The organism is Confluentibacter flavum (assembly GCF_002843175.1).
Lineage (GTDB): Bacteria > Bacteroidota > Bacteroidia > Flavobacteriales > Flavobacteriaceae > Confluentibacter > Confluentibacter flavum.
In genome coordinates this window covers 127,307-147,708 of sequence record NZ_PJEO01000051.1, presented here as the reverse complement: position 1 = coordinate 147,708, position 20,402 = coordinate 127,307, and the positions used below count along the sequence as shown (strand labels likewise).

Here is a 20,402-nt window from a genome sequence, read left to right as displayed (position 1 = left end):
ATATAAGTCAGGTAGCCCCATTTCATAGTTGTTTATAATCACTCTTTAATTATAGATTGCTTATGGGTACATTAAGGCTTGCTATATTTATTGCTTTTAATCTCTTTCTTGCCTTAAATTCTTTTGCCCAAAAGGAGGCCAATATTTGGTATTTTGGAAATGGCGCTGGTCTAGATTTTAATAGTAGTTCGGCTGTTGTTTTAACTGATGGGCAAACTCAAGCCCTTGGTTCTGCATGCATGTCTGATAGTAATGGAAACCTTTTGTTCTATAGTGATGGCATTACTGTTTGGAACAGAAATCATACAGTCATGCAAAATGGGATGGGTTTATTAGCTGGATTAGATTTAGAATATTCTGGCCAATTTGTTATTGCTATTCCTAAACCCAACAGCTTAAATATCTATTATATATTTACTTCAGACCATACATTTGGTTTGAGATATTCTGAAATAGACATGTCTCTTGATAATGGTTTTGGAGCCATAACAAACATAAAAAATGTGTATTTGTCACCAGCAAATACTACAATAAGTGCTGTACATCATGCGAATGGTCAAGACATTTGGGTATTAACACATGGATGGGCCAATACCGAATTCTATTCTATTTTAGTAACATCATCAGGGGTCATCACAACACCAGTAACAAGTTATGGCTACCCTTTAACATCATATTGGTACGGAGTATTAAAATTTTCTCCTAACGGACAGAAGCTCGTGACAATGGGTGATGAAACGTCTGTTGCTTTATTCAATTTCGATAATACGACAGGTTTAGTTTCCGATCCTTTAAAAATTAATCTTGGTGTTTCTTTTGGTTTATTAGGAGCTGAATTTTCACCATCAGGAAATGTCCTTTATATTTCAGGAAGTTTTTATAATAGCAATTTTACATACAATTTATGGCAATTTGATCTCACAGCTACAAATATTTCCAGCTCTAAAGTTATCATAAGTAGTGCGATAGAAAGCCAGTGGGTTTATCAAATGCAGTTAGCACCTGACCAAAAAATTTATGCTGCTGGAAGCGCTTCTACAGGATATATTTCAACAATAAATTTCCCAGAAATAATTGGAACAGCCTGTAATTTTGAAACTCAAGGAATTTATTTAAATGGTGGTAATGCAGGTGATGCTCTTCCACAATTTATCCAATCTTACTTTTATGTCAATATAGAAACCGAAAATGTATGTTACGGCGAACCCACCCAATTTCAATTTAACAGTTCCAAAAGTTACGATAGTCTTCTTTGGGATTTTGGAGACGGCTATACTTCTACAGATGAAAAGCCTTTACATACCTATAACAATGTCGGAGATTATACAGTTACACTTACGGGAACCTCGGGATTAAAAACCACTACCGCTACAAAGGTCTTAACTATTTATGAAAAACCCATTGCTTACCCAGTGGCAGATCAAATACTTTGTGCACAAAAAGAAACAGAAGTATTTTACGATTTATCAACACATGCCCCAACGGTTTTAAATGGACAAGACCCAAATATTTTTAAACTTACATATTATCTAAAAACAGAAGGAGAACCAGATTTTGAGCTCCCATTTCCACCTGGAGACATTCCAATAGCAGAAATTCGGACCAACAATAATGTAGGGATATTCAATATTAAAATAAACATCAGGAATATCAACCATCCCGAATGTGAAGATTCGGTAGTTTTTAATATTCATTTGACCGCAATCCCAAACCCAAGTCAAACAATTGTTGATTTAAATTCTTGCGATAATTTAAGTGTTGGCACAGATAGTGATGGTTTTGTACTATTTAACTTAACACAAAAAGAAACCGAAATTTTGAATGGGGAATTGCCAAATGATTTTGATATCAAATATTTTAAAGATGCCGATTTGTCTAACGAGATTATATTACCTAGTCAATATCAAAACACAGCAAGTAATGAAACTATTTATGTAGAAATCTCAAACAAAATCCATCCAGAATGTAAGGCTACAACCTCATTTAAAATAAAGGTGTTTGCCTTGCCAACAGTTTTGGAACAGGTTGACCTTAAACAATGTGATGATGATGTTGATGGCTTTAGTTTGTTTAATCTGAATGAAATTATTGATGAGATAACCCCCAATGCCATTAATGAAATTGTCACTTTTCATGAAACCGAGGCCGATGCCATCTCTGGAACTTTTCCAATTGCCAATGTTACTGCCTATAAAAATGAAACCGTAAGTTTTGATACCCTTTGGGCCAGAATAGAGAACAGTAGCGGCTGTTTTAAAACATCCCAGGTGGATCTGACGGTTACGACCACCCAAATACCCGGTACGTTTTTAAGGGAATACTATGCCTGCGATGCTATGGAAAACGGAATCGCCGCTTTTGATTTTAGCATTGTAAATGGAGAGATTTTGGACATGTTCCCTTCCGGACAGGAACTGGTCATTAATTATTATAGAAATGAAGCGGATGCCCTTTCCGAAACCAACCCTATTGCAGATATCTCCAATTATAGCAACATAGGATATCCCTATAATCAAGATATTTATGTAAGGGTGGACAGTAAAATAGATAACGATTGTATTGGTTTGGGATCTCATATTAAATTACATGTGGAACCATTACCGGAATTCAACATTGAAACACCTCAAATAGTATGTTCATCAGATCCTTTATTTACCGTTATTTTAGACCCCTTGGAAGCTGACCCTCTTGAGACATTTACGTATTCTTGGATGCTTAATGGTATTGAAATAGCAACTAGCCCTACCCTTACGGTTTCCACTCCAGGAACCTATTCCATTGCATTGACAAAAACCAATGGTACTGGATGTTCTAACAGTAAAGAAGTATTTGTTAATGCGTCGGAAACCGCCGACATAACCCTAACCGACGTTGTCATTGTGGATCTGTCGGAAAACAATAGCATTACCATAAAAAATCCTTCCAGTCTCGGTAATGGCGATTATTGGTTTGCACTGGAATCAACCAATGGACTAATTTCATATCCATATCAAGATGAACCCATTTTTGAGAATTTAAAAAGCGGTATTTACACCCTATTCGTTGAAGATAAAAAAGGATGTGGTTTAGTTACCTTACCAATTTCTGTTATTGGCTATCCAAAGTTTTTTACTCCTAATAATGATGGTGTCAATGATACTTGGCATATACAGGGTATTAATGCTTTTATCCAATCACAAACCAATATCTATATTTTTGACCGCTATGGTAAACTGTTAAAACAGCTAAATCCCAATGAGAATGGCTGGGACGGTACTTATAACGGCTATGCCCTAACCACCGATGATTATTGGTTCAAATTATCATTGCAAGATGGAAGAACCGTGATGGGTCACTTCGCTTTAAAACGATAACACACTTATTTTGCTTAATTTTGCATCATGCAATTTAAAGTCGAATCAGGATTTAAACCTACAGGAGACCAGCCACAAGCCATCAAACAGCTTGTTAATGGTATAAACAGTCATGAAAAATACCAAACTCTACTTGGCGTAACGGGCTCTGGAAAAACCTTTACGGTGGCCAATGTGATTCAAGAAGTACAAAAACCCACATTGGTTTTGGCACATAATAAAACCTTGGCGGCCCAATTATATTCCGAATTCAAGCAATTCTTCCCCAATAATGCCGTAGAATATTTTGTGTCTTATTATGATTATTACCAGCCCGAAGCTTATATTCCTGTGTCTGGGGTTTATATAGAAAAAGATTTATCAATCAATGAAGAGATTGAAAAGATGCGATTAAGCACCACGTCTTCCCTACTTTCTGGTAGACGAGACGTGTTGGTAGTCGCTTCGGTTTCTTGTTTGTATGGCATTGGTAATCCGGTGGAATTTCAAAAAAATGTGATTTCTTTAGAACGTGATCAAGTGATTTCCCGAACAAAATTATTGCACCGATTGGTACAAAGTTTATATTCTAGAACTGAGGGTGAATTCAACCATGGTAATTTCAGAATAAAAGGAGATACGGTCGATATTTTTCCAAGTTATGCTGATGATGCGTTTAGAATTCACTTTTTTGGAGATGAGATTGAAGATATTGAATCTTTTAATATTCAAAACAACAAAGTCCTTGAAAAATATGACCGCTTAAATATTTATCCAGCTAATATGTTTGTGACATCACCCGATGTCTTACAGGGCGCTATCAAGGAAATTCAAGATGATTTAGTTAAACAACACGATTATTTTAAAGACATAGGGAAACATTTAGAGGCCAAACGTTTAAAAGAACGTACGGAGTTTGATTTGGAAATGATTCGGGAATTAGGCTATTGCTCTGGTATTGAAAACTATTCAAGATATTTAGATGGTCGTTTGCCGGGAACCAGACCTTTCTGTTTGTTGGATTATTTCCCAGATGATTTTTTAATGGTGATTGATGAAAGCCATGTGACTATTTCCCAAGTCCATGCCATGTATGGTGGTGATAGAAGCAGAAAAGAAAATTTGGTAGACTATGGTTTCAGATTACCAGCAGCTATGGATAATCGTCCGCTTAAATTCGAAGAATTTGAAGCATTACAAAACCAAGTTATTTATGTGAGTGCAACTCCTGCCGACTACGAACTTCAAAAAACTGATGGTGTGTATGTAGAGCAAGTAATTCGTCCGACAGGCCTTTTAGATCCCGTTATCGAGGTTCGTCCAAGTTTGAACCAAATTGACGATTTAATTGAAGAAATCCAGATTCGTGTTGAAAAAGATGAGCGAACGCTTGTTACAACGCTAACAAAACGGATGGCTGAGGAACTGACTAAATATTTAGATAGGATTCAAATTCGCTGTCGTTATATCCATAGTGATGTAGATACTTTGGAACGTGTTGAAATCATGCAAGATTTGCGTAAGGGATTATTTGATGTGCTGGTTGGCGTCAACTTATTGCGTGAAGGATTGGATTTACCTGAAGTATCCCTAGTTGCCATTTTAGATGCCGATAAAGAAGGTTTTTTACGTTCGGCGAGGTCTTTAACACAAACCGTTGGTAGAGCTGCTAGAAACTTAAATGGTAAAGCCATTATGTATGCCGATAAAGTGACCAATAGCATGCAAAAAACCATGGACGAAACCAATTACAGGCGAGAAAAACAAATTGCTTACAATACAAAACATAATTTAGTTCCTACGGCATTAAATAAAAGTCTGGATAATGCTTTATCCAAAAATTCGGTGAGCACTTATAGTTATGAATTGGAAGCGCTTAGGGCAGCAGAACCTGAAAGTAACTATTTAAGTAAACCAGAATTAGAAAAGAAAATCCGTGAAAAACGAAAACTAATGGAAGAAGCTGCTAAAGCTTTAGACTTTATTGTTGCTGCAAAACTGCGCGATGACATAAAAGTATATCAATCCAAACTAGAAAAATTGAACATTTAATACGTTTGTTTTGATAATTATTTTTTATTTAAAGGAAAGTGTGAAAAATGCATCAATATCTTTTAATATTTAAGTACATTATAAAATGATTGAACCTAATCAAATTACACAACCAACCAAACGAATTGCCGCAATAGACCTTGGGACAAATTCCTTTCATGCTGTTTTAGTGGATATTTATCCCGATGGTAGTTTCCGTACAATAGATAAACTTAAAGAAATGGTGGTACTTGCTGAAAAAGGTATGCATCACCATTTAAGCGAAAAAGCCATGGAACGTGGAATTGATGCTCTAAGGCGGATAAAATTTTTATGTGACAGCCAAAATGTAGAGCATATATTGGCCTGTGCCACCAGTGCAATAAGGGAAGCCAAAAATGGTGGAGACTTTATACAGAGGGCACTTGACGAATTAAGTATAAATGTGCGTGCAATTTCAGGAAAAATAGAAGCAGAAATGATCGGATATGCCATACGCCACAGTATCGCCCTAGATAAAGAAATGGTACTTATGGTTGATATTGGAGGTGGCAGTGTGGAATTTATAGTGGGGAATATTAATGGCTTTCATTATTTTAAAAGCTTAAAATTAGGAGTGGCAAGAATGGCAGCTCAATTTGTAAACTCAGATCCTATTATCCAAAAAGAAATAGAAGCGTTACAAAATCATTTTAGGGAAGAGTTAAGTGAAGTTGCTGGCGTTCTTGAAAAGTATCCAGTAAAAACTATCATCGGTTCCTCAGGTACCATGGAAAATATCGCTGCAATGATTGCTCATCGTAACTCAAAATCAGCTTCCATAACTTTAAATGAATTTGTTTATACCCATAAAGACTTTCAGTCTTTTTACAACTATTTTATCGAACTCAATAAAAAACAACGATTAAAAGAAAAGTATCTGGAAGAAAAAAGGGTTGATATTATTAACCCAGGCATGGTGTTGGTTAACTTGATGATAGATGATTTTAATATAGAAAACATAAAAATCTCTGAAGCTGCGCTGCGCGATGGGATGATAATAGATTACATCAATAAGGAAAAGGAAAAACCTAACTCACAACTGGCAGTTCATATTACCGATCCGTGCGAACGGAGCATATATGAATTACTGCGTAAATGCAATTGGTTTGAACAACATTCAACCCATGTAGCAAACATGGCTCTTCAGCTTTTTGATGCTTTTAAAAAAGACCTTAATTTATTGGAATCTGATCGTGAATTGTTAAAATATGCTTCTCTTTTACATGACATTGGTTATTATATATCACACAGCAAGCACCATAAACACGCCCTATATATTATTAGAAATTCAGATCTCAGAGGGTTTAACGAGGATGAAGTAAATTTAATGGCTCATGTAGCAAGATATCACAGAAGATCTACACCAAAAAAACGTCATAAAAAATTTAAATCTTTGCGCAAAGGCTTACGCAAAAGAATAAAAAAATTGTCTGCGTTACTGCGTGTCGCAGATGGATTAGATAGGAGTCATTTTCAAAACGTTCAAAATTTAGAAATCAAAAAAAATAAAAATAAAATCTCATTTTTGATTACTACTGAAGGTGATCCTGAACTTGAGATTTGGGGAGCCACACGTAAATCTGCACTTTTTGAAAAAGTAACTGGTAAAACTCTCGAAATTTTTGACTTAAATAAAACCTAAAAATAATAAAGATTGAAAATCCATAGTTTTTTGATTACCATTTAATTTGCATTATTAATAAAGTTATCATTAATAACTCACGAAATTAAAAGTTACCAAAATAAACTAGAAAAGCTAAAAGTTTAAAACTTTTAGCTTTTCCATAACCCTAGATAATCAATTAAAACTTAGCCGAAATTTTTAATTGTATTGGGTTTTAAAAATATCAATTAAAACATCTGGTGGAACGATTTTATTCGGAAAGCTTTCCATTAAGTATAAAACCTTACTTATTGATTCATGACTTAAACCCATTCTCAAACCGAAGTTATATAATTTTATAGCGCCCTTGTTTGAACTCTCACTATCAATATTCATCAACAAAACCAAACGGTGAAATTGTACAATACGCTCACTATGTGATTTTAAATGTGTATAAGTTACAGGGTGTTCTATTAAATATTCAAAATCTTCACGAGATATATCTAATTGTCTAGCTACACCTAATAAAAAATTATATTCAATATTCTTTATGTCTTTATCATATTTAGCAAAAGCTATCATTTCGGATAGAAGACTCAACTTTTCTACTCTATTAACCATACTTTTGAGGGATTATTAATTAACAATATAAAGGTACGCAGAAGTGCCATTTCATAATCGTTGATATAATGTAACTTATCGAAAAGTGAAACGTATTTAATCGTAGATTTTATTTATTTCATCTCAAATATTTTTTTTTAGCTTAGAAAAACATCTTAATATTGCAGAGTTTTAACACTAAAACTGTTTTATTTTTTATACATAATATATTGAATATCAATATATTATATTAAATTTTTGTTTTTTAATTTTTAATTTGAATCAAATAAAATTAAAGTATCTTTATAAAAAGTTAGAAAACGCTAGAAAGGCATGTGCTAAAGGTAAAATCGATGAAATACACATATAATAAAGGACTATGACAAATAATGATATTTTGAAAAAATTACGAGTGGCATTAAAACTTCGTGACGATGATATTGTAGCTATTTTGATGTTGGTGGACTTTAGAATATCAACAAGCGAACTTGGTGCTTTTTTTAGAAAAGAAGACCACCCAAAATACATGGAATGTGGCGACCAAATTTTGCGTAATTTTTTAAATGGCTTGGTGATCCACTTAAGAGGCCCCATGCCTTCTAAAAATTCCAACAAAGAAAAAAATCAAAATTCCAAAACTGGGGAAACAGAACAAGGTGAAGTTTCAGCTAAAGCGATACCAAAGAAGTTTGTAAAAAAGAAAAGCTTATTACACTCTAAAACAAACAAAAAGAGCAACGAATAACGTTGCTCTTTTTTTGACTTAAAGTATAAACGTTATTATTGCGCCAATACTTTTTGAACTTTATCGGCTGCTTCTTGAAACTCGGTAGCACTTAATACTGCCAAACCAGAGTTGTCAATCAATTCTTTTGCAATGTCAGCATTGGTTCCTTGTAAGCGTACAATGATAGGCACCTTAATGGTTCCCATATTTTTATAAGCATCAATAACACCTTGCGCAACTCTATCACAACGTACAATACCTCCAAATATATTAATAAGAATAGCTTTTACAGCTGGGTCTTTCAAAATAATTTTAAAAGCAGCTTCTACACGAGCAGCATCTGCCGTACCACCAACATCTAAAAAGTTTGCTGGCTCACCTCCTGCTTGTTTAATTAAATCCATTGTTGCCATAGCCAAACCTGCTCCGTTAACCATACAACCCACGTTTCCATCAAGGTCAACATAATTCAACCCAACTTCTTTAGCCTCTACTTCTATAGCATTTTCTTCACGTAAATCACGTAAATCCAAATAATCTTTATGTCTGTAAAGCGCATTTTCATCGATAGTCACTTTAGCATCGACCGCTAAAATTAAGTTGTCACTTGTTTTTAAAACAGGATTGATTTCAAATAACGACGCATCAGATTTAACGTAAGCTGTGTATAGGTTGGTAACAAACTTTGTCATTTCTTTAAAAGCATTTCCAGACAGTCCTAAATTAAAAGCAATGCGTCTGGCTTGAAATGGCAATAAACCTACAGAAGGGTCAATTTCTTCAGTAAATATTAAATGAGGCGTTTCTTCTGCTACCGTTTCAATATCCATACCACCTTCGGTAGAATAAATAATCATATTTCTACCTGTACCTCTATTTAATAAAACAGACATATAAAACTCACTTGTTTCACTTTCTCCAGGGTAGTATACATCTTCGGCAACCAAAACTTGGTGTACTTTTTTACCTTCAGCAGATGTTTGAGGTGTTATTAAATTCATGCCAATGATTTTACCAGCAATCTCTTCTACCTCTTTTATATTTTTAGCAAGTTTGACTCCACCTCCTTTACCACGGCCTCCTGCGTGAACTTGTGCTTTTATAACATGCCAACTTGTGCCTGTTTCCGCAGTTAATTCTTTTGCAGCAGTTACTGCTTCTTTTGCATTTTGGGCTACAATACCTCTTTGAATTCGTACTCCAAAACTACTTAAAATCTGTTTACCTTGATATTCGTGTAAATTCATAACTTGCTTAATCTTTTTTAAGAAAGGCAAATGTAAATAATACCTATTAATTACACTAATATTTTATTTGTGAATGCTAAAAAAACTAAATATAATTTCAAATTGTTATATATTTAACAATTTGTTTAATTTGTAAAATTTTTTATTTATTTATTTTTTATTGGAACTAAAAAAATATCTTTGCGGAAAATTAATGAAGACTATGGATAGAGGTCAATTGCTGAAAATAGCAGAAGAATTTGGAAGCCCCATTTATATTTATGATGCTGAAAAAATTGAATCGCAATATAAACGATTAACGAGCGCTTTTAAATCAGTTAAAAAATTAAAAATAAACTATGCTGTAAAAGCATTATCAAATATATCGATATTAAAGTTTTTTAATACGCTTGGTTCTGGTATTGATACGGTTTCCATGCAAGAGGTACAACTTGGTTTGGCTGCTGGTTTTAAACCACAGCAAATTATTTTTACGCCAAACGGTGTGTCGTTACATGAAATTGAAGAAGCGTCTAAACTGGGTGTGCAAATAAATATAGACAATTTGTCTATTTTAGAACAATTTGGAACCAAACACCCAAAAACACCTGTTTGCATTCGTATTAATCCGCATGTGATGGCTGGTGGAAATAGTAATATTTCCGTTGGGCACATAGATTCTAAATTCGGAATATCCATCCATCAAATTCCACATTTATTGCGTATTATCGATAATACCAAAATGAATATTAATGGTATTCACATGCACACCGGTAGCGATATTCTTGATATTGATGTGTTTTTATATGCCAGTGAAATATTGTTTGAAACGGCTAAACAATTTAAAAATCTTGAGTTTATAGATTTTGGTTCTGGTTTTAAAGTGCCTTACAAAGCTGGTGATATAGAAACCAATATTGAAGAATTGGGACAAAAATTGTCTGATAAATTCAATGATTTTTGTAAAGAATACGGTAAAGACCTGACGTTAGCTTTCGAGCCTGGTAAATTTTTGGTAAGTGAATCTGGCTTCTTTTTGGCACAGGTAAATTCCGTTAAACAAACCACATCTACGGTATTTGCACAAGTGGATTCGGGCTTTAACCATTTAATAAGACCCATGTTTTATGGTTCTCACCATGACATCATAAATATTTCAAACCCTGAAGGTCGTGAGCGATTCTACACGGTGGTGGGTTATATTTGTGAAACCGATACGTTTGGCAATAACAGGCGTATTAATGAAATTAACGATGGTGATATCTTGTGTTTTAAAAATGCTGGAGCGTATTGTTTTTCAATGGCTAGTAATTACAACTCAAGATTCAAACCTGCTGAAGTTTTATGGTACAATAACAAAGCCCATCTTATTAGAAAAAGAGAAACGTTTGATGATATTTTAAACAATCAAATAGCCATTGATTTTGCGCCAAAAAAAGAAAAACAGTTAGTTAAATAAACCGGATTAAATCTTAGTTATTAAAAATGCTCAACGTTTGTTGGGCATTTTTTTTAGTATATGGGGTGATAATTTAATATATTTATAAAAAATTCCCCTAAGTCTTTTAAAGCTTAAATAATTATTAAGAAAGACTTTATGCGACATTTTATTATTATATTCTTCTTCAAAAAGATATTCTTCATTTTCTTTTATACTGTAGAATTTCAGTTTAATATTAAAAAGCGTAGCCTAATAGAAGTAATTCAAGTTCTAAATGGCAAAGCTATTACCCGAACCTATATTAACTCCTTAATATGCTGTACTGTTCTACTTTATTATTTGAGCGGGTTTTCACAAAATTCCCAAGTCAAAAATAGTACACCAAAAACAGCACTTGACAGCTCTCTTTTTTATACAAACAAAGCGCTTAAGGTATTGGATCTTGGGGAACTCCTTCATCAGACAAAACTTTCTAGTTTGCAATTTAAAAAAATGAGTGTTTGGCACAACCTTTCTTCAAATCAAGTTACTGCTTTGAGTAGAGCCTATCAGGACAAGGCATTATGGTTTAAAGAAATGCCCCATTTTAACCGGGACAGTACTGTTTTTTATTTTGATATGGCTGAGCTACTACTCCAGAACAGCCAGCCCTTACAATATGAACATTTGGCTGATTTGTATCGTGATATCACGGATAGAGCGAATAGGTCTCATAACTTTAATGTAGTGGATTCACTCGCACCCATAGGTTGGGCTTACTACGAAAAAATACCTGAAAGCAAAAAAGATAAGGTTTTGGGTTATGACTTATTGATCAATTGGGCGTTGATAAAAATCATAAGAGGAGAACCAAAACCGGGACTCGAGCTTTTTGTAAAAGCATTGGACTTGTTAAAAGATGATTCCCGACCAGAGATTCAGCTTAAGTTATTGAAAGATAAGGGTAGGTTCTATTATCAATATGGTTTGCCTGAAGAAGAAGAAATAGCAATTCAACATATAAAAGAGAGTATGATTGGCTATCAAAAATCAAACTACCCGGAAAAGAAAGAGTCCCTTGTCATTGCCTACAAGATATTGTCTTACCATTTTGAAGATTCAAATCCCGATTCGACTGACTATTATATGAACCAATTTCAACAGCTATTGCCCCAACTCACCAATCCCTTTCATCATACTTGGTACTACTACTCGATGGGCAGTAATCTAATTAAAAGGGGGAAATATGAAGAAGCAAAATCTTACCTGGTGAAAACCATACAACTATTAGAGGAATATGACCTCACTACGATTGATACTTATCAATTTGCACATTCCAGTATAGGGGACATTGCCAAGGCAGAAGGCAGATATGATGAAGCCATTGCCTATTATGAAAAAGCCAAGAATTCCTCAATTGCAATTAACACCAAAGCAAATACGGCATATTTTATCAACAAATTATTCAGTATTTATGAGCTCAAAGGCGACTACAAGACCGCTCTTGAATACCATATTGAGTGGACAGAGGCCAATCAAATTATCGAAGTAGAAAGAAACGAAAGAAGTCTTCGTGAAAGTGAATTGCAGGTGAATGTTCTCAAACAAGATCAAGAGCTTGCTGCTAATCAGCGACAAAAAATTATTTATATTGTTGCCTTAGTCATTGGTGCTTTACTGCTCGGGTTATTATATCGTAATTACAGACTTAAACAAAGGAGTAATCAGAAACTAAAAGCATTGAATGGAGAGTTAGCGGATAAAAATGTTTTGCTTGATAAACGCAATGCGGAAAACGAACTGCTCCTCAAAGAAATTCATCACCGCGTTAAAAATAATCTGGAGCTTGTTAAAAGCTTAATTTCATTGCAATCTGCTCAATTAGAAGATTCCGAAACCAAAGATGCTATGATTGCTAGTCAGAATCGCGTACAATCCATGGGCATCATTCATCAAAAATTATATCAAGGTAACAATTTAGGAAGTGTTGAAATGAAGGATTACTTTCTTAATCTAGGGGAAGGCGTTCTAGATACTTTCAATGCCGAGGATAAAGTTAAAATAGAATGTGCCATGGATAACCTAGAATTAGATTTAGATACCGCTGTTCCTATTGGATTAATTGTCAACGAACTACTTACCAATGCTTTAAAATATGCATTCCCTGAAGACGGAAAAGGCAATATCATGATTAGCCTTTCACAATCCACACCAGAAACCTTGACCTTAAAAGTTGCCGATAATGGCGTTGGAAAAGTTATAGGTTTGGCACCAAAAGGCACTGGCTTCGGTTCGCAATTAATACAATTATTGACACAACAATTGAATGGAAACATGACGGAAACCAATGAAAGGGGAACTTCTGTAGAATTCCAGTTTAAAGTTAAATCTGCCGCATAATGGGACAAGCAATAAAAATATTGATAGTAGAAGATGAAATGATCATTGCAGCCAACATTTCGTTGCAACTTTCCCAACTCGGATATGAAGTCACGGGCATAATCCCTCGCGGAGAAGAAGCCATTCTTCATGTTAAACAAAATCAACCGGACATTGTGCTCATGGACATTCAATTAAAAGGAGAACTAGATGGCATAGAAACGGCACAAATTATGCAAAATGATTTTGACATTCCTATTATCTACCTGACAGCAAATGCCGATGACGAACATTTCAATAAAGCAAAATCCACGCATCCGTATGCCTTTATTTCAAAACCGTTCAAAAAACTGGACTTACAGCGCGCCATTGAACTCACGGTGTCTCACATGCAGTCTGAAAAAATTGGAGATCAGACATTGAATGGCAATAGCGTTTCCCCTTTCATTTTAAGTGATAGCATCTTTGTGCGTCACCACGAAAAAATGGTAAAAGTGGACATCAAGGACATTCTTTATATTGAAGCCGAGCGCAACTATTGTCGCATCCATTCAACAGACAAACAATATCTTTTAGTGATGACCCTAAAGGATATGGACGAGAAATTGCCCCAAAAACATTTTATAAGGGTCCATCGCTCATTTATTGTCAACCTTTCCCAAATCGATGAAGTGGCCACAAGCCATATAATTATCGACAAAAAAGCCATCCCAGTCAGCAAAGCCCTAAAAGAGGAATTGCTAAATAGATTGCATACCATCTAATTCCCTGTTTCCGTTTTCTTTCTGAAAGCTTTCGATAAGTTAATTTATCGATTCGGACAGGATATGCATTCCTTCGTCCTAAATCACTTTGTTTTTATAATGATTATCAGTTATTTAGATATAGAATCACACTTGATTCAACATATTTTAACCATTAAACGCTATTAATCATGAAAACTTCAAAAACTTTTTACAATCACTTGAACCCTAGACGCAGGGCAAGTAAAATCTTAAAAAACGTGTTGTTAACAGCTATCGTGCTGGGAATGGCATCCACCATCAGTGTTGCACAAAACCAAGCCTATTGGATTCACACAGATCAAGTAAAACCATCAAAACAGGCGGAATATGAGCAAGTGAGCAAGGATTTTGTAGAAGCCTGCAAAAAGCACGATCTTAAAGGTGCAGATTGGTCGGTTGCACATAGTAATGACGGCAACTATGTAAGTATTTCGCCTGTAGAAAACTGGGCAGCATTTGATAAAAACCCATTGGCACCATTAATGGAAAAAATGGGAGAAGAAAAATTCAGGGCACTTTTTGCACGATTCAATGAATGCTATGATAAGCATGGTGATGCTATCATTTATCTCAACAGCGATCTTTCTTATATGCCCAATGGGTTGACCACAAACACTGTTGGTGAAGATTACAGAAAATGGCATTATCTATATGTGACGCCACGCAATTCGGCAAAACTTCGAGCCAAAATCAAAGAAATCAAAGACCTCTATGAAAAGAAAGGCGCCAAAGAACATTTTAGAATCTACCACAGTGGATTTGGAAATATGGACGAATATTTTCTGGTGAGTATCTCTGCAAAAGATGCACAATCTTACGAAAAAACATCGGACGAAACTGAAGCACTTTTGGGTGAAGAAGGCAAAAAGCTAATGAACGAAATGTTTGTCTTGCTGGACAGATACGAATCCAAAACTGGAAAGATGAGACCAGATTTGGGATATGTCGCAAAATTATAACCAACTAAACCTCATAGACCAAACCTCTATGAGGTTACTTTTAAAAAAACAATGACACGCCATCACTGATTGCTAACTCAATGAAATCTGTGTCCTATGGGAAAATGAATGGGAGAATCTCATTTTTTAAAGACCTGAACATTCAACAAATTGAAGAATATGTGGTTTTGGTGACAGGCATTTAACCAGTCGTAAAGCCAAGGAAATTGAAGTTGTCTTACTAGAGTTTCAACATCTGTGGTGGCTGAAGGATGGCAAAATAATCAAGTTAGACCAATAAATCAAAATACTAACCAATTAAAATTAAATATTATGAAAAAACTATTAATGGTGGGACTTGCAGTAGTCCTGCTTACATCGTGTAATAAACAAGAAAAACGCTACACACAAAATTCTCCCGAAATCGATACTTATAAAAAGGTAATGGATGATTACAAAACATTGAATTGGGAAGATTATCCAACACATTATGCTGATACTGCAAAAATAGCTAACAACGTAGTTGAAGAAAAAGCACTTACGGTTTCTCAAGCTATAGAAAAAAGCAAAGAAGACGCCGCTATGTTCTCTTGGGTTGTTGAAAAAGAAGAATATGAAATGGTTATGACTGATGAAGAGGAAACTTGGGTTAATTTTTGGGGTATATGGAAAGGAACCATGAAATCAACTAATAAAGAATATGTCATTCCATTTCACAGCACGGCTCGTTTTGTAGATGGAAAAATTGTAGAAGAATTTGGGTATTGGGATAACTCTGAAATTGTATCAGACTTATTGCAAATGGAACAAGAATCAGCATCGGCTACCAGCAATTCCATATCAGAATAATTATTGCAAAATAGGCAGGTCAATTTGTGGAGACAAATTTGTCAATTGCTGTTGCCCGGCTGGCTGTATTTTTAAATCATAAGATCTAACCAAAAAGAGACTCCCGATTTCTCGGGTAATTAATATGAAAAAAGTAGGTATCATAGGTGGTTCAGGCTTCATAGGGAGCTACATCACCAAGCAATTTTTAGAAAACGATTATGAGGTTAAAGTTTCTGCAACCGATATTTCTCGCGAAGATAAATACGAACATTTAATGACTCTTAAAAATTCTGAAAATCTATACATCAGCGAACTCAATGTCGAAAACAAAGCGGCATTAGCAGATTTTGTAAATGATTGCGATATGGTCATCCATAGTGGAACACCATTTCAATTGAGTGTGGACGATGTTCAAAAAGACCTCTTCATTCCGACCATCAAAGGCACAGAGAATTTTTTGGAAGTCATCAATAAAACGCCAAGCATCAAAAAAGTGGTTTTAATCGCTTCCGTGGCCGCTTGGAATACGGATTTCCCAATGCCAGCAGGTGGCAAGAGCTTTACGGATACTTTTGATGAAAACGATGCAAGATTCACCAGTGAGCAAAGTCACCCGTATTGTCAGGCAAAATTTATTGCCAATCAAGTTGTGGAAAATTTTATAAAAAACAATCCTAAAACTTCTTTTGAAATCAGCACCGTATCACCAGTAGCCGTCATGGGAAAATCATTATCTAATAGAGAAGATTCCACTTCAACTGGCTTGCAATTCTTAATCAAAAACAACATTGCTCCAGACGATTTTATTCAAGCGATGTACGACAATGATGTGCCATTTGCCATTGTAGATGTTGCCGATGTCGCCAACGCCACTTTTAAAGCAGCAACCACTAAAGGTTTACACGGGAAGGATTATCTCCTAACTAGTGAAACCTATAAAGTGTCTGATATCCGTGCCATGTTGAATCATCAAGAACCAAAAGAAAAGGCACAAATAATATATAAAAACAATTTGGCTAAAACCGATTTAGACGTTGACTTTAGACCTGTAAAAGAAACATTAAATTCTTATTCCAATTAAAAATGCACAAACAATTAATTAATCTAAAATCAAATACAAATGAAAAAACAAACATTACTTCTCGTTCTTGCTTTAATATGCATTTTTACAACATTTGGTCAAAAGAAAACAAATGGAACTATTTATAATGATCATCCGGTAATCACAGTAGTTGAAGACATGACAAAAGCTTTTGTAAGTGGTGATTCAGACAAAGTTGCTAGTTATTTAACAGATGATTTTAAATCATATAACGGTGTAGGCTTAAAAACTAATGATAAAGGATGGGATAAAGCAGCATTTTCCAGTAATGCCAAAGGTTGGTTTGATGCTTTAGATTATTTTACCATCACACGATCAAAAGGTGCTTATCCAGATGCTTTAGAATACAAAGAAAGTAATCAAAAAGATGTGGTTTGGGTTCAAACATGGGAAGATATAAAGGGTGTTCACAAAAAAACAGGTGTAAAAGTAAACATGCCATCCCACAGACTTATTGTTGTAAACAAAGACAATAAAATACAAACCATAATAAATTATACCAATCAAAGTATTTTTGATGAAATTGGCCGCAGTTTTGTAAACAGAACAAATGGCACCATTTACAATCACCACGATAACATCAATACGGTTCGTAAGCTAACTTATGCTTATGAAAATGGAGACCTAGACAAAACCATGAGCTTTTATAGTGATGATGCCAAATTCTCTGACATCAATATGGAGTTTAGAAAATCGTACACCAAAGCTGAAATAACACCTATGTGGAAAACATTTTTAGACGAATATGAAATAAAAAGTATAGATATGATAGGCTATCCTGATTATTTGGAATATGAAATGAACGAAGGTCGTGAAGTATTGTCTTGGTGGAATTATCATTTAATACGCAAATCTGATAAAAAAGAAATCACCGTGCCGTTTCATTTTAGTGACAGCTTTAATGCCGACGGAAAAATAGTTTCAGAAATGGCTTACTACAGTCAAGCATTACTTAATGCAAAATAAAATTAATTATAGACAGCTAAAAAAATAGCTGTCTATATTATTTGTAATCAATATTTTAACTAATATTGACATATACTTCCCTAAGTCTTTAACGATACGATTATTACAAAAAAGACTAAATGCAACTTGTACCTACGAAAGAAACAAATCAATTATATCACACAAATAAATTTAAAACATTGGTCTCCATGAATTGGGAATTTCTTTTCAACCGGCCAATGGGTTTTTAAAAACATCCAATTATTGAAATAAATACAATCGTTTTAATTTAAAATCTATTATTATGAAAAATTTACTAATTCTTATCGCATTAATGTTTTTAGGCAATAGTGTTATTGCTCAGGACAAACTTTTTTTGATATTCGAGTTCATGAAAGTGGACAATGAGCAAGAAGCAGCCTACATGGAAACGGAATCTTTTTGGGAAAAAATTCACGAGCAAAGAGTTAAAAATGGGGATATTTTAGGTTGGGATTTATGGAGCCTGCAACCTGGCGGTGAAAATGATGGGTATCAATACTTAACAGTTACCCTTTATAACGACCCTGTAAAAATGATGAGTAATGCAGGGAATTTCGAGTCAGCCTTGAAAGCAGCTTATCCAAAAATGACTGAAGCAGAACTTAACAAAACATTCAACAACACCGCAAAATCAAGGGACTTGGCGAAGCGTGTTTATCTTGAACAAATTGCCACCACAAAAGGCAGTTTTGATATGCCGATAGGAACAATTACTGGAATAAATTTAATGAAAGCTTCTGACGGAAATTATGAGAAATATGAAACATTTGAAACAGAAATTTTTCAGCCTATGGCTCAAAAAGAAGTTGATGCTGGAATCAGGGAAAGTTGGGACCTGATGCGTTACATGTTGCCAACAGGGAGTGATGTTTATGCAACGCACATAACAGCCGATATGTACAAAGATTATAACCAGCTATTTAATGGCGGAACTGTGGTTGGACCAGAATTGTCTGAAGATCAAATCAAAAAAATTCAGGAAGGATTAACAACACGAGACCTGAAATATAAATATTTGGCTACGCTTATAAAGAAGGTGCGATAAAACTAAAAAAAATATTTATTGGGTCTATTCCAAAAATTAGACCCATTAAGTTTTTTTTAAATGCAATAATCACATAACGTCATGAAAAAATATCATAAAAAATCTTGTTGCTTAATTAAAAAGTGGACAAATAGTAGTTTATCAAATCAATTATATAGCACAAATTAAATTTAAAACAAAGATCATGATTAAACTAACAGTACTTTATGGACACCCGACAGATGTGTTGGTTTTTGAAAATTATTATGCCAACACCCATTTGCCCAAAGCAGCAAAAATGACTGGGCATGAAAAGTTTGAACTTACCAAATTTTTAAGTGGCCCTGATGGCACAAAACCCGACTACCATCGTATGGCTGAATTCTGGTATCAAAGTCCGGAAGCATTGCAGGAACTATGAATACACCTGAAGGACAAGCTACAGCGGGCGATCTTCCCAACTTCGCAACTGGTGGGGTAACATTATTAGTGGGATCCACTGAATAATCATATTAAACAAAACTAACCATGGAAACAGCAAATAACAAAAAAAGACTAGACGGAAAAGTGGCACTAATCACAGGAGCAACTGGTGGCATTGGAGAAGCCACAGCAAAACGATTTCTTGAAGAAGGCGCAAGCGTGATGCTTGTTGGACGTTCCGCCGAAAAATTAAAAGAAACACGAAATAGACTTAGCGATTTTGAAAATGTAGCCGATTTTATAGCGGATGCAACAGACGAAGCAGCTATGGCAGCAGCTTTTGAGGCGACCATCAAAGCATTTGGTGGTTTAGATATTTTGCTGGCAAACGCAGGAACTGAAGGTAAATTTGCCCCTATTGAGAACCTGACTATGGATGGGTTTGAAAGTGTTCTTCGTACCAATGTCATTGGGGTTTGGCTATCCATGAAATATGCCGTTGAGCCCATGAAGAAACGTGGCAGTGGTTCTATAATCGCGCTATCATCAATCGCGGGAATGATAGGATCACCAACAATGTCCCCCTACATTGCCAGCAAACATGCGGTTTTCGGTTTAGTAAAAACTGCAGCCTTAGAACTAGCGGCTTCCAATATCCGTGTCAACGCTATCGGCCCAGGTCCCATTAACAATCGTATGATGCGTTCTCTGGAATCGCAATTCAGTCCCGAAGATCCAGCTGCTGGACATGAATTTGTTTTATCGCTTGTGCCTATGGGTAGATATGGCACCAACGAAGAAGTAGCTAATTTGGCTCTGTTTTTAGCCAGCGATGAATCTACCTACTGTACGGGTGGCATTCATATGATAGACGGCGGATTTATAGCAGGATAGCCAAAATTTTTGAAATCCAGTGTGGGAAATAAAAGCAATCAATTACTTGAATAATATT

16 protein-coding genes are annotated in these 20,402 nt (G+C 35.0%); 14 read left to right on the top strand and 2 right to left on the bottom strand.

The window, feature by feature from the left end:
• Window positions 1–62 precede the first annotated feature (62 nt).
• The 3 genes from CSW08_RS14380 (at window position 63) to CSW08_RS14370 (ending at window position 7,047) form a co-directional block, all read left to right on the top strand.
• Window positions 63–3,353: a T9SS type B sorting domain-containing protein gene (locus tag CSW08_RS14380; RefSeq protein ID WP_106660565.1), complete on the top strand. Its 3,291-nt coding sequence runs from the start codon at window positions 63–65 to the stop codon at window positions 3,351–3,353.
• Window positions 3,354–3,380: 27 nt separating this feature from the next.
• Entirely contained in the window at window positions 3,381–5,384 is a 2,004-nt protein-coding gene (gene uvrB / locus CSW08_RS14375; RefSeq protein WP_106660564.1) for an excinuclease ABC subunit UvrB, read from the top strand.
• 85 nt (window positions 5,385–5,469) lie between these two features.
• Window positions 5,470–7,047, top strand: coding sequence for a Ppx/GppA phosphatase family protein (locus CSW08_RS14370; protein ID WP_106660563.1), 1,578 nt, complete (start codon window positions 5,470–5,472; stop codon window positions 7,045–7,047).
• Between the two features lie 180 nt (window positions 7,048–7,227).
• Here the strand turns inward: CSW08_RS14370 and CSW08_RS14365 are convergent, their stop codons facing one another.
• Window positions 7,228–7,629 (bottom strand): hypothetical protein, encoded by a 402-nt coding sequence (locus CSW08_RS14365; protein WP_106660562.1) that lies wholly within the window; start codon window positions 7,627–7,629, stop codon window positions 7,228–7,230.
• A gap of 358 nt (window positions 7,630–7,987) precedes the next feature.
• Between CSW08_RS14365 and CSW08_RS14360 the strand changes: the two genes are divergently transcribed.
• Window positions 7,988–8,353 (top strand): DUF1456 family protein, encoded by a 366-nt coding sequence (locus CSW08_RS14360; RefSeq protein ID WP_106660561.1) that lies wholly within the window; start codon window positions 7,988–7,990, stop codon window positions 8,351–8,353.
• 35 nt (window positions 8,354–8,388) lie between these two features.
• On the opposite strand, the gene sucC is transcribed toward CSW08_RS14360, so the two are convergent.
• Window positions 8,389–9,582, bottom strand: a complete 1,194-nt coding sequence (gene sucC, locus CSW08_RS14355) for an ADP-forming succinate--CoA ligase subunit beta (protein ID WP_106660560.1) — start codon at window positions 9,580–9,582, stop codon at window positions 8,389–8,391.
• 202 nt (window positions 9,583–9,784) lie between these two features.
• Between sucC and lysA the strand changes: the two genes are divergently transcribed.
• From lysA to CSW08_RS14305, 10 genes are all read left to right on the top strand, one after another.
• Window positions 9,785–11,020, top strand: coding sequence for a diaminopimelate decarboxylase (lysA, locus tag CSW08_RS14350; RefSeq protein ID WP_106660559.1), 1,236 nt, complete (start codon window positions 9,785–9,787; stop codon window positions 11,018–11,020).
• Window positions 11,021–11,158: 138 nt separating this feature from the next.
• Window positions 11,159–13,381: a tetratricopeptide repeat-containing sensor histidine kinase gene (locus CSW08_RS14345; protein ID WP_106660558.1), complete on the top strand. Its 2,223-nt coding sequence runs from the start codon at window positions 11,159–11,161 to the stop codon at window positions 13,379–13,381.
• A complete protein-coding gene (locus CSW08_RS14340) occupies window positions 13,381–14,124 on the top strand; it encodes a LytR/AlgR family response regulator transcription factor (RefSeq protein WP_106660557.1) in 744 nt (247 codons plus the stop codon). The genes CSW08_RS14345 and CSW08_RS14340 overlap by 1 nt, the downstream gene beginning before the upstream one ends.
• 200 nt (window positions 14,125–14,324) lie before the next feature.
• A complete protein-coding gene (locus CSW08_RS14335; RefSeq protein ID WP_238987279.1) occupies window positions 14,325–15,104 on the top strand; it encodes a hypothetical protein in 780 nt (259 codons plus the stop codon).
• Window positions 15,105–15,416: 312 nt separating this feature from the next.
• On the top strand, window positions 15,417–15,932 hold the full coding sequence (locus CSW08_RS14330) for a nuclear transport factor 2 family protein (RefSeq protein ID WP_106660615.1): 516 nt from the start codon (window positions 15,417–15,419) through the stop codon (window positions 15,930–15,932).
• Between the two features lie 124 nt (window positions 15,933–16,056).
• Window positions 16,057–16,995, top strand: a complete 939-nt coding sequence (locus CSW08_RS14325; RefSeq protein ID WP_106660556.1) for an NAD-dependent epimerase/dehydratase family protein — start codon at window positions 16,057–16,059, stop codon at window positions 16,993–16,995.
• 39 nt (window positions 16,996–17,034) lie between these two features.
• Window positions 17,035–17,982 carry a nuclear transport factor 2 family protein gene (locus CSW08_RS14320; protein WP_106660555.1) on the top strand — a complete coding sequence of 316 codons (948 nt, stop codon included), beginning with the start codon at window positions 17,035–17,037 and terminating at the stop codon, window positions 17,980–17,982.
• Between the two features lie 283 nt (window positions 17,983–18,265).
• Window positions 18,266–19,048, top strand: coding sequence for a hypothetical protein (locus CSW08_RS14315; protein WP_106660554.1), 783 nt, complete (start codon window positions 18,266–18,268; stop codon window positions 19,046–19,048).
• Between the two features lie 184 nt (window positions 19,049–19,232).
• Complete coding sequence (locus tag CSW08_RS14310; RefSeq protein WP_203226905.1) at window positions 19,233–19,448, top strand: EthD family reductase; 216 nt, start codon at window positions 19,233–19,235, stop codon at window positions 19,446–19,448.
• Between the two features lie 107 nt (window positions 19,449–19,555).
• Window positions 19,556–20,344, top strand: a complete 789-nt coding sequence (locus CSW08_RS14305; protein ID WP_106660553.1) for an SDR family NAD(P)-dependent oxidoreductase — start codon at window positions 19,556–19,558, stop codon at window positions 20,342–20,344.
• The last annotated feature ends 58 nt before the right edge of the window (window positions 20,345–20,402 follow it).